Origin of the sequence: Nonomuraea sp. NPDC005983, from assembly GCF_040614375.1 — a bacterium.
Classification (GTDB): domain Bacteria; phylum Actinomycetota; class Actinomycetes; order Streptosporangiales; family Streptosporangiaceae; genus Nonomuraea.
Window position 1 is genome coordinate 1 of record NZ_JBEXUP010000025.1, and the last position, 11423, is coordinate 11423.

At 70.6% G+C, this 11423-nt stretch carries 9 protein-coding genes; 4 read left to right on the plus strand and 5 right to left on the minus strand.

From position 1 onward, the window contains the following. Nucleotides 1-421: 421 nt before the first annotated feature. A complete protein-coding gene (locus ABZ297_RS14295) occupies nt 422-1465 on the plus strand; it encodes an AI-2E family transporter (protein ID WP_355344734.1) in 1044 nt (347 codons plus the stop codon). Between the two features lie 114 nt (nt 1466-1579). On the opposite strand, the gene ABZ297_RS14300 is transcribed toward ABZ297_RS14295, so the two are convergent. Together ABZ297_RS14300 and ABZ297_RS14305 are read right to left on the minus strand one after the other, a co-directional pair. Then, nucleotides 1580-2335: a DUF6597 domain-containing transcriptional factor gene (locus ABZ297_RS14300; RefSeq protein WP_355344737.1), complete on the minus strand. Its 756-nt coding sequence runs from the start codon at nt 2333-2335 to the stop codon at nt 1580-1582. 321 nt (nt 2336-2656) lie between these two features. Then, nucleotides 2657-3523: a hypothetical protein gene (locus ABZ297_RS14305; RefSeq protein ID WP_355344740.1), complete on the minus strand. Its 867-nt coding sequence runs from the start codon at nt 3521-3523 to the stop codon at nt 2657-2659. 50 nt (nt 3524-3573) lie between these two features. Here ABZ297_RS14305 and ABZ297_RS14310 point away from each other — a divergent pair, with 50 nt between their 5' ends. Both ABZ297_RS14310 and erm read left to right on the plus strand, forming a co-directional pair. After that, on the plus strand, nt 3574-3984 hold the full coding sequence (locus tag ABZ297_RS14310) for a hypothetical protein (protein WP_355344743.1): 411 nt from the start codon (nt 3574-3576) through the stop codon (nt 3982-3984). A gap of 237 nt (nt 3985-4221) precedes the next feature. Then, nucleotides 4222-5046, plus strand: coding sequence for an ErmE/ErmH/ErmO/ErmR family 23S rRNA (adenine(2058)-N(6))-methyltransferase (erm, locus tag ABZ297_RS14315; RefSeq protein ID WP_355344746.1), 825 nt, complete (start codon nt 4222-4224; stop codon nt 5044-5046). Here erm and ABZ297_RS14320 read toward each other — a convergent pair. Next, on the minus strand, nt 5035-6426 hold the full coding sequence (locus ABZ297_RS14320) for a hypothetical protein (protein ID WP_355344749.1): 1392 nt from the start codon (nt 6424-6426) through the stop codon (nt 5035-5037). The genes erm and ABZ297_RS14320 overlap by 12 nt on opposite strands. 119 nt (nt 6427-6545) lie before the next feature. Between ABZ297_RS14320 and ABZ297_RS14325 the strand changes: the two genes are divergently transcribed. Continuing rightward, nucleotides 6546-8165 carry a molybdopterin-dependent oxidoreductase gene (locus tag ABZ297_RS14325; protein ID WP_355344752.1) on the plus strand — a complete coding sequence of 540 codons (1620 nt, stop codon included), beginning with the start codon at nt 6546-6548 and terminating at the stop codon, nt 8163-8165. On the opposite strand, the gene ABZ297_RS14330 is transcribed toward ABZ297_RS14325, so the two are convergent. After that, the gene (locus ABZ297_RS14330; RefSeq protein WP_355344755.1) at nt 8155-9804 is read right to left on the minus strand and encodes a carbohydrate binding domain-containing protein; all 1650 of its coding nucleotides are present in this window, start codon (nt 9802-9804) and stop codon (nt 8155-8157) included. The genes ABZ297_RS14325 and ABZ297_RS14330 overlap by 11 nt on opposite strands. Nucleotides 9805-9908: 104 nt before the next feature. Next, nucleotides 9909-11330: a carbohydrate-binding protein gene (locus ABZ297_RS14335; RefSeq protein WP_355344758.1), complete on the minus strand. Its 1422-nt coding sequence runs from the start codon at nt 11328-11330 to the stop codon at nt 9909-9911. Nucleotides 11331-11423 lie beyond the last annotated feature (93 nt).

The window sequence follows — 11423 nt, forward strand, 5'->3', positions numbered from 1 at the left end:
CAAAAGGAATCCGTCAAATCAATGACGGGGTTTGTGCATCATGCACTGGCTTTTAGCACACTGTTGAGTTCTCAAGAAACGGACGCTTACTCCCCGGTCCTGCGAGAGGCGCTCATTTCGTTGTGTCTTTATTCTTTCAGCGACCGTATTCTCTGTCAAATTCGGCGCTTTCGGAATTTCAGACCCACCCCGTCTCCAGGGCAACCCCTCTAACTTACTCCCAAGCCCGACTCTTGTCGAATCGCACTACCGCGGACATGATCAGTCCACGAAAGGGATCTTGCTGGAGGTGGTCACCGGAGCGAGGCCAACGATCAACGTCTTCCTCGTGGGACTGGTGAACTCTATGTACGCCTCCGGCAACCGTCAAATCGAGGATTTCGCTCCGGTGTGGTGACACCGAAGGGGTAGGTAATCCGCCGTGAGCGATCAACCCATGCCGCGAACGCTCGCCATCCTGCTGGGGATGGCCTGCGCGGTGGTCACCCTCTTCGGCGTGCGCGAGGTCGCGTCCATCGTCGGACCGGTCGTGCTGGCCCTGGTGCTGGTCGTCGCCGTCGCCCCGGTGCGCGACTGGCTGCGTGACCACAAGACCCCGGGCTGGGTCCAGGTGACCGTGCCGTTTCTCATCGTGCTGCTGGTGCTACTCGCCATGGTGGGAGTGCTGACGATCTCGGCGACGGAGCTCGCCTCGCTGCTGCCCGCCTACACCAACCAGTTCCAGCGGCTCGTCAACAACGCGGAGCACTTCGCCACCACGCACGGCATCAGCAACGCCCAGCTCAACAAGCTGATCCAGTCGTTCGATCCGGCAAAGGTGATCGGGATCCTGCAGAGCCTGCTCTCCAGCGTGCTGGACGTCCTGTCGGGGCTCTTCCTGATCGTCGTGCTGTTGCTGGCCATGTGCCTGGACGCGCCGGTGACGGCGAAGATCCTCTCCTCCGAAAGAGAAGACAAGCCGCACCTGGTGACCGCGCTCGCCACGTTCGCCCACAAGACCAGGCGCTACCTGATCGTGTCGACCATCTTCGGGCTGATCTGCGCCGTTCTGGACGTGGCCGCGCTGTCGATCCTGGGAGTCCCGCTGCCCCTCCTCTGGGGTGTCCTGGCACTGATCACCAACTACATCCCCAATGTGGGGTTCGTCCTGGGGCTGATTCCCCCGGCGATGCTGGCGCTCCTGAACGGCGGCGTGAAGCAGATGCTGCTCGTCATCGCCGCCTACTGCGTCATCAACGTCGTCATCCAGTCGTTCATCCAGCCCAAGTTCCTGGGCGATGCCGTCGGGCTGTCGACCACGATGACGTTCGTGTCGCTCGTCGTGTGGGCGTTCGTCCTCGGACCGCTGGGCGCGCTGCTCGCGATCCCGCTCAGCCTGCTGACGCGGGCGCTGCTCGTGGACAGCGACCCGAACGCCAGGTGGGCCGCCGCACTGATCTCGGGCACCCCGCCCGGCAGGACCTAGTGGTCGAAAGCCCCGCCGGGTCGGCAGGGACGCGTTCACACGCGAGCGAACCCGGTGCCCGCTCCCGGACACCGCACCCGGACGCCAAGGTGCTGATCGACCTCTGAAGCAGGCCTAGACGAGCTGCCCGAGAGCGACCCCGCTCAGCCGCTTGACGTCGTTGGACAGGTGCGGCTGGTCGGTGTACCCGGCCGTGGCGGCGACCTCGGCGAGCGGCACCCCCGCCCGTGCCAGCTTCAGCGCCCGCTGGAAACGGACGATCCGCTGCAACGTCTTGGGCGCGTAGCCGAAGCTGGCCACGCTGCGCCGCTGGAGCTGCCGCTCGCTGAACCCCAGGTGCCAGGCCGCCTCGCCCACGCTCCGCCCGGTGCGCAGGGCGGCGGCGATGTCGGAGGCGGCGGGGTCGGGCCCAGGTGTCTGCCGAAGCCTGGCCACGACCGTCGCCCGCAGCGCGCGCAACCGCCGTGCGGAGTGTTCGTCGAGGCCGAACGCGGGTGTCGACTCCCCCGCGACCGCGTCGAAGCCGATGGACGCCCCCTCACGCTCCGGGAACGGCTCGCTGAGGGGCGGCAGCGCGTCGAGGGCCGAGACGGGAACGCGCTGGTCGCGAAGTTCCTGGAGGGGGACGCCGAACGCCTCGCCGACCGCGCCGGGCTTGAAGCGGATGCCGGTGAAGGTGTCGCCTTCTCGTACGGACACCGGTGCAGGCCCGGTGTCGGGGCCTGCCACGAAGGGCCCGTCGGGCCCCCAGATCAGGTCGACGCAGCCGTCGGGCACCACGAGCTGGACGCCGTCGGCCTCGCCGTGCTGGTGCCAGAAGCAGGCGATGCGGTCGGCGAGATCTCGGTCGGGGAGCCACTCCGCGTACATGCCTCCACGCTACGACCCGGCACTGACAGAACCGCCCAGGCTGAGGACGTCGGTGAGCGGTTCCCCGGCAGTCGCGTGGAAGGACCGTTCAGGAGTCGTCGCCTGCAGCAGGCACGAACAGGGCGGTCCAGGAGCCACCATCCGTACGGGATGCGGGCAGGGGCGCTGAAGTGTCATCGCCGGCGGCAGGGTGGGCGTGGCGGGGAGCGGCGGGCCGGCCTTCAGGAGGCTGGTCTGGGCCCTGGTGGACGCGAGTCAGTTTGCGTGTGGAACCACCCGTAACGGACCGCCCATAGCAAGGCAGTGCGGTGTGGAGCCGCGTCATTCAGGCAGGCGGCCGTAGGCGCGGAGAGTCTTGAGGCGTTGCACGGTCACGTAGCCGCCCCACTCGTGGGCGACCACGGGCGTCCAGATCAGCCAGTTCCCGGTCCATCCGCCCTCGGCCGACTGGGCGGCAAGGAGCGCGTCGAGGTGACGGTCGAGGACGTCCGCCTCGAAGAGGGGAAGCCGCAGCGGTGCCGGGGCGAAGTCCAGCGGGAAGTGCGCGTCACCGGGGGTGTCGGGGTCGAGGGCGACGGTCGCCAGGATCGCCTCCCGCAGCCGCGCGAACTCGGCCTCCGCGCGCGCCCTGTCGGGTACCAGGTCGAGGAAGGTGACGACGGCGCGGGCCTCGTACGGCGTGGTCTGGGAGATGTCGGCGATCTTCGCCCAGCAGAAGTCGGTGGCGGGGCCGAGCCACGGGTGGTCGATGCCGTGCTTGTGCAGGAGCCCGGCGATCGAGGCGGTCGGGACGAGGTTGCCCGGCGGGCCGTCCGTCTCCCCCGGGTCCGTCTCCCACCAGGGGGCGCGCGGGGTGTCGCGGACGGTGGGCAGCACGAACGGGACGCCGCCGTCCTTGGCGGTGACGCCCAGCAAGTAGTCGCAGGCGGCGGCGACCGCGGGCCCGGTGAGGGCGTCGTGCTCGTCCAGGATCCAGAACGCCACCTCGACCGGCTCCGGCTGGCTGCCCGCGCCGCGCAGGTCGGGTTCGAGCGCGTTGCCGTACCCGCCGTCGGGGTTCTGGTAGCAGCGCAGGACGTCCAGGACGCGTTCGCGGGGCGCGCCGGCGAACAGCGCCTCGAACCTGAGTCTGTCGATCAAGCGGGCGTTGAGCTGCAGGTATCTCTCGGCTCTGGCCAGTGTGTCCACGCGGCGACGCTACCTGTTGCCTGGGCGGCTCTCTTGTAAGGATCGGACGTATGCGGCGATGGGACGACGACGAGCGGTTCACCGGCCTGTGCGACGCGGCGGCGATGCTGCCCGCGGTGCGGCAGTTGGAGGAGGCGATGCGCGTGGACGGCTGGGTGACCGAGGATCCGGACGCGCATCTGCTCCCCCACCTGCGCGCCGTGCCCGGGTGGGAGGTGCTGGGCGAGCGGCTGCTCGAGGACGGTGTCTACGAGGTGGCCGCGCGTCCGGTCGAGCCGTTGGGCGGGATCGACGCGCACCGCGCCGCGATCAGGCTGCTGTCGACGATCGCCGAGCCGACCTTCCTGGTACGGCAGAGCGCCGAGAACGTCTTCGACTGCGTGACCGGGGTGATGCCCGGCGACCCGCCCGGGTTCGCGTCGCACGGGCACCTGGTGCGGCTGATCGTCACAGGGCCCTGACCGTGTGCCATGCGCCGCGCTGCGGCACGGCGCGGCGAATAATCGCGTTGCCGCCGCCGGTGGCCGCCGCCTAGGCTCCCGGGCATGTCGTGCTTCTTCGCCGGTCCGTTCGTACGCATCCGCCACAGCCGGGCTCTGGCCCGCTAGCGGACGCGGCTCTTCACACGCGCGCGTCCGCGGCGCGCCCAGGGCCCTTCGAGACCTTTCCCATCTCGAGGACCCGAAAGGGCAGCAGCTGTGGCGCAGAACTTCGCGCACGGAAACTATTCACACACTCAGAAGAAGGCCAGGAACGGCGGCGGCGGTCGCACGCCCAGAGACAGGGCGCGGCGCGAGCTGTCGCAGAACTTCCTGATTGACAGGCATGCCCTGGAGCTGGTGGTCAAGGCCGCCGCTCCGGAGGGGCTGGTGCTGGAACCCGGGGCCGGCGAGGGCGTGCTGACCCTGGCGCTGGCCGAGGCGGGCGCCCAGGTGGTCGGCTACGAGATCGACCCCAGGCTGGCGGGCAGGCTGGCCGCCAGGACCCACGACGATCCCCGGATCGACGTGGTCAGGGGCGACTTCACGGCCGCGCGGGCGCCGCGCGAGCCGTTCGCGGTCGTGGGCAACATCCCGTACTCGGTCACGTCCGGGATCGTCGAGTGGTGTCTGCGGGCGCCCGCGCTGACCTCGGCGACGCTGGTCACGCAGCTGGAGTACGCCCGCAAGCGGTCGGGTGACTTCGGCCGCTGGAGCCTGGTCACGGTCAGGTCCTGGCCGTGGTTCCGCTGGAGGCTGGGCGACCGGATCGGCCGGGAGAGCTTCCGCCCGGTGCCGTCGGTGGACTCGGCGATCCTGCGGATCGAGCGGCGGCCCGAGCCGCTCGTCGCGTCCCGCCGTGACTACCAGCAGCTGGTCGAGCTGGGGTTCGGCGGGGTGGGTGGCTCGCTGCGGGCGTCGCTGCGGACCCGCTACCAGGGGGTGGACGCGGCGCTCGCCGAGGCGGGCATCGCGCGTGACACCGTGGTCGCGTTCGTCCACCCCGACCAGTGGGTCAGGCTGTTCGAGCGGCTACACCGGTGAGCTGACCCGCGCCGGGCCCGCCGGTTCGATGGGCTCGGCCAGCGGTGGGGCCGTCGGGTTGCGGCGGCCCCACGGCATCGCCACCAGCAGGACGGGCAGCAGCACGATCGACGCCCGTGACCAGTCGGCGTGCAGCAGCCACCAGTCGTTGTCGCCGAACTGGGTCATGTACAGGTACCCGTACGCCGACCACACCGAGACGCCGATGATGGCGGGCCAGGCGAACCTGGTGGGCCTGGCGACCAGGAACGGCATGAACCACAGCAGGTACTGGGCGCCCAGCCGGGGCGTGACCACCATGAAGATCAGCAGGACGGCCGTGGTCAGGTCGATCGGGTCGGCGCGCCGCCACAGGAGCACCGCGCCCACCACGCAGGCGTAGATCAGGTAGGTGCCGATCTTGGCCATCGTCGGCTCCAGCGACCAGTTGCCCTGGGTGAGCTGAGGGGTCCAGCCCCACTCGCCGACGATCGGCCTGATGTCCTGGATGACCTTGATGACCTCGGGGATCTGCTGCAGCGACGTGCCCGCGAAGATCGGCAGCGTGACCAGGAAGAACAGCGGCACCAGGCCGGTCATGAAGAGCGCGGCGATCCTGGCGCGCAGGTTGGGCAGGAGCAGCACCATGCCGGGGATCAGCCAGATCGGCCAGCTCTTCGCGCACAACGCCAGGCCCATCAGCAGCCCGGCCAGCGCGCCCCTGCGCAGGTCGGCCCGGTCGTTCTCGCCGGGGAGCAGCGCCCTGTGCAGCATGCCGCCGGGGCCGAGCACCCGCCGCAGCGCGGCCCGCCAGCCGTAGACCGTGACGCCCCGCCGCACGCGGGTGACGATCTCGGTGGTGACGCCGACGCGTTCGGGCGCGCCAGGGCCGCGGGCGACCACGAACGCGGCCACGCCGAAGACCAGGGCGACGGGTTCGACCTGGCCGTGGATGGCGGCGACCAGCAGGGCGAGCGGGTTGAGCGCGTACTGCAGGGCGCGCAGCGACGCCTTCGGCCCGCCCGCCAGCTTGGCGACCAGCGGGATCAGCACGATGTCGGCGACCACGGTGACCAGGCGGCCCGCGTACTCCCACGGGATGCCGAGCCAGAGCAGGATCCCGTACATGTAGGGGATGGTCGGCAGGAAGTGCCAGCCACCCTCGCTGGCCAGGACGGGGTCCTGGCCGTTCAGCACGGCCTCGCCCGCGGGTTTGAAGCTCTCGACGAAGTCGACGGGCTGCCAGGAGTCGTGCGCGGCGGTGAACATGAGCAGGACGCGCACGACCACGCCCACGAGGATCGCGACGATGAGTGGTGGCCGCCAGTCGCGCCACTGGGCGATCAGAGCGGTCACTACTCCGGCGACGAGGATGATCCCCGTGAGAACTGCGTAATCCATGGCGACATCTAGCCTGCCGTACGGACTGAAGTGCTTCGCACCTGGGGTTGTCCATTCTGTGTGCCGACATGCCGGGTCGTAACGCGATAGAACATGACCGTCTGTGTTGAACTCTTTCCATGGGGGGATCGCAGGTCAACCAGGCTTTGGTCAGGCTCTACTTCGAGGTGCGGGACGGGCTTCGCGACCCGGTCGCAGCCTGGGCGAAACTCACAGGAAACTCAGAGCTGTACCGCCACGCTCGGGGAGGTCGCCGGGTGCCGCTCGACGACGGCACGGCGGCGGAGCTGACGGCCGCGGCGATCGTCCACACCGCCGCCGAGCACGGCCCTGACCGGGTGGCGGCGCTGTCCACCTCACCGCTGGCCGGGCTGGTCGGCGGGCTCGGCGGTGCGGTGCTGACCGAGCAGCCGATCGCGCCTGAGCAGGTGCTCGGCCGCGGGTTCCGCGGGCCGCGGGCGGAAGACTGGGCGCGGGCGCCGTACGTGCTGCTGTGGGGGGAGAACAACCGGACCGTCCGCACCCCCGACACGCCGTGGGTGATCGCCGGGCGCTACAAGGGGCAGAAGGTGGTGGCGATCGGGCCGCACCCGACGCGACTGTCGGACGAGACGCTGGTCGTCCGTCCCGGCACCGACGGGGCGCTGGCCATGGCGATGGGGCACGTGCTGCTCAAGGAGTTCTTCCTCGACAGGCCCGCCTTCGCCGGGCATGCCATGGACCGCACCGACCTGCCGTTCCTGGTGCGGCTGCGCGAGCGCGGCGGCGCGTTCGTCGCGGGCGGGCTGCTGGGGCGGGCGTCCGGGCGGCTCAGCCTGTACGGGGCCGAAGCGGTCGAGGTGCTGCTGCCGCGCTTCGACGACGGGCCGGGCGTGCTGCGGCGCGGGGTGCCGGTGGCGCGCGAGGGCGACGAGCTCGTGACGACGGTGTTCGACCTGCTGCTCGCGGTGTACGGGGTCGCCCGCGGGGGGCTGCCGGGCAGCTGGCCCGGCGGCTACGACGACCGGCGCGAGCCGTACACGCCGGCCTGGCAGGAGGCGCAGACGGGGGTGGCGGCGTCCCGGGCGTTGAAGATCGCCCGGGAGCTGGGGGTGACCGCGGAGAAGACCGGCGGGCGGTGCATGATCGTGCCCGGCTGGCTGGAGACGGCGCACGCCGACACCGCCTACCGGGCGATGCTCGCGCTCCTCGCGCTGACCGGCTGCGGCGACGGCTGGGCGCAGCCGGGCGGCGGGTCGGCCATCCCGCTGGTGCCGTACCTGTGCCTGCACGCGTGCGGCGAGGACGCCTCGGATGTGGGGTCGCTGAGCTGGCCGCACGGCGAGGGGCTGTTCGAGCGCCGCACGACCAGGTCGGTGCTGCTGGAGGCGGTGCGCGATGGGCTGCCGATGGCGCCGGCGCCGCGCGTCCTGGCCGTCCCGCGTCCGATCTACCCGCTGCCGCCGCAGGTGGAGCTGCTGATCGGCCCGGACGACGGGTGCGACCTGGCCCTGCCGGACGTGCGCCTCGTCGCTGACGCGGTGGCCAGGCTGGCGCTCGACCACCAGCTCGACCACCGGCTCGACCACCGGGTGGAGCAGCCGCACGCGGAGCCGCCCCCGCAGGAGGAGGACCGCATGCGGCTGCTCGTCGACCACGCCTGGATGCACGAGTACGGCGAGGCGCTGCCGACCTATCGCCCGCCCGGGCCGGGCCTGCCGGTCAAGCCGACCCAGCTCGTGCGCTCGATCATCCCGTGAACCCCTTGAAGATGCCGGTGAACTCGTAGGCCGTCTGGGAGATGCCGCTGCACGTCGGCGAGACGCTGCCGTTCGGGCAGCCGCCGTTGTCGCGGCCGACGGACCAGAAGCCGACGAAGCCGAGGTGGTTGGCGTTGGCCCAGTCGCGGAGCTTGCGGGCATCGGCCTGGGTGGTGGTCTGCCCGGTGTCGTTCTTGCCGATCATCGGGGTGACGCCGAGCAGCCGCTTGAGCTGGGCGTCGGTCTTAGACGGCCAGATGCCCTTCATCTGGTTGAGGGTGGCCTGGGCGGCGGAGACCAGCGCGTCGCCCCAGTTGCCCGTGTAGCCGAAGTCCATGAGCATCGGGTTGACGGTCACGTTGAGGCCCTTGGCGGCGGCGTCCTGGAGGATCTGCACGGAGAACGGGTCGAGGCCGTAGTCCTGGCCCTGGATGCGCAGCGTGTAGCTGATGGACGTGCCGCGCTCCGACTGGAGTTGCTTGAGCGCGCTGTTGACCTTGTTGACGTCGATCGACGCCTCGACGTCCACGTCCAGGTGGTTGGTGCCGACCGTGTCGAGCACCTTCTTGTAGGCGGCGAGCAGGGTGGCGGTGGTGGCGCAGTTGTGCTCCAGGTACGGGCCCTGGGCGCCGCCGCTGGCGACGATCACCTGGCCGCCCTGGGCCTGGAGGGCCTTGACGTCGTTGATGATGCGCGCGTCGGTGAGCGGGATGGTGCCGCCCCAGGCGGGGTTGCACCCGGTGCTGTCACCGAGCGCGAAGGCCAGCGTGTAGTTCTGCACGCCTGTCGCGTTGGCGGCGCTGACCAGCGACGGGGTGGACATGGTGATGTCGATGTAGGGCGCATAGCGGATGTCCCCTGGGGGCGGCGTGCTGTCGTTGCTGGTCTTCCCGCCGGCCGAGGCGGTGTAGGCGGAGCAGTTGCCGGCGGCGTCGCAGGCCCTGACGCGGAAGCCGTAGGTGGTGTCGGGGCTGAGCCCGGTGGCGGTGTAGCCGGTCGAGGCGGCGGTGACGGGGGCGCCGTTGTCCCTGGAGATCTCGTAGTGGTCCACGCCGACGTTGTCGGTGGAGGCGGACCAGCTCAGGGTGAGGCTGGTGTTGGTGGGGCCGCCGACCGTCAGGTTGCCGGGCACGGTCGGGGCCTGGGTGTCGGGTGTGCCGCCCGGGCCGTCGAGGACGAGGTCGTCGGCGAGGTAGGCGCCGGTGCCGTACCAGCCGTTGACGTACACCGACACGCTCGTGGTGGTGGCGGGCGTGGTGAAGGACGTCTTCAGTTGCTGCCACTGCGCGCCGGGCGCGCCCCAGGTGCTGGTGTCCACGCCGGCGCCGGTCGCGCCGAGGAAGACGTAGTCGCCCCGCACCCACCCGGACAGCTGGTACGTCGTGCTCGGCTTGACGGTGATCGTCTGCTGGCAGCGGGCGTAGTCGCTGCCGGCCGGGGTGGCCTGGAGGGCCTTGGCGCCGCCGTGGACCGGCGACGAGACGGCCTGGGCCGCCGACGTGGCCGAGCAGGTCCAGCCGCTCAGCCCCGACTCGAAGCCGGGGTTGGCCAGGATGTTCGCCGCGAGAGCCGGGGCGGCGGAGAGGGCGGTGAGTCCCAGGGCGAGCACGGCTGCCGCCGCGAGTCCTCGAATCTTCATGGAGTACCTCGCATCAGTGATCTCAGGGCGCCCCACCACACGCCTGGGGACGTGCGGTGGGGCGGCTGAGGAGAGCGGGATCGCCGCTCTCCCGTCGTCGATGGCTAGAAGCCAGCGGTGATCTTGGTGAAGTCCCAGTTCGCCTGCGAGATGCCGCTGCAGTTCGACTGGACGCCGCCGCCCGGGCAGGGCCGGTCACGGTTGACGGACCAGAACGCGAGCCTGGTCAGGCCCCGGGAGTTGGCGTAGTCGCGGATCTGTGTCCAGGTGCTCTGGTTGGTCAGCTCCTGCTGGTCGGACAGGCCGTTCATGCCGGAGATGCCCATGTGCGCGTACGCCTGGGCGTCCGACCAGGAGAAGGCCGACTTGAGGGCGTTCTTCAGCCCTTCGGATGCGTTGACGGTGCTCTGGTACATGTTCGCGCCGCCGCCGAAGTCGAACGGCATGATCGTGTAGTTGTCGATCGGCACGGCCAGTTCCTTCGACCGGTTGATCAGCCGGGTGCCCCAGTAGGTCGGGCCGGAGGTGGAGGTGCCGAAGGTGACGACGACCTTGACGTTCGGGTTGTTCGACTTGACGATCTTGAGGCCGTTCAGGATGCGGTCCTGGACGACCTCGCTCTCGAACTCGTCGGTGTTCTCGATGTCGAAGTCCACCACGGCGGGGCCGACGGCGTTGATGACCTGCTGCACCGCGCCGGCGAACGCCTGCGGCGTGGAGCAGTTGGGGCCGAGCTTGCTGCCCTGCCAGCCGCCGAAGGAGATCTGCACGCTGCCGCCTGCCGCCTTGATCGCGGAGATGGCCTGGGCGTCGGCTCCGCCGGTCAGCGGTCGCTGTCCGTCCCAGGCTGGGGTGCAGCCGCCGCTGGACAGGATGAACGCCATCGTGAACGACTTGACCCCGGTCGCGCTCATCACCGTGCCGGGCGCGGGCGGGTCGCCCCAGCCCATGTAGAGGTAGGGCGCGCCGGGCAGTTTGCTGCCGCCGGACGAGCAGCCGCTGGTCGCGCCGGTGACGGCGGCGCTGGCCGCCGACTCGCCCGCCGAGTTGTACGCCTTGACGGTGTAGGTGTGCGTGGTGCAGGCGCCGAGCGAGCCGATCGTGGCCGACGTGCCCGTGACGGTGGCGGCGACGCCGGAGCCTTCGTAGACCCGGTAGCCGGTCACCGTGCCGGAGGACGCCCCCCACGACAGCGAGATCGAGCTGTTCGTGGAGCCGGTCACGCTCGGCGTGCCGGGCTGGCCGGGGGCGCCGGGGTTGCCGCCTCCGCCGCTCACGACCTTCCACAGGGCGGGGACGTTCGGCGGCTCCCAGCCGGGCTGCGAGGTGTGCGCCTGGATGCACTCGTAGTCGACGCCGTTGTAGGTGACGCGGGCACCGATCGCGTAGGGCGTCCACGCCGCCCAGGCCGGGTAGGCGGCGACCTGCTGGACCGCGCCGTACGCGGACTGCACGGCGGTGGCGAGCCCGGCGCCGGCCAGCGCCAGGGCGGCGAGTAAGGCGAGGAACTTACGGCGAAATCTCATGGCATTCCCTGAAGTGCGGCTTGACGGACGTGGCTGGCGTGCCGCACGGCCCGCGCCGGGGGGTGAGAGCGCGAGCCGCACGGCACGGCCCGC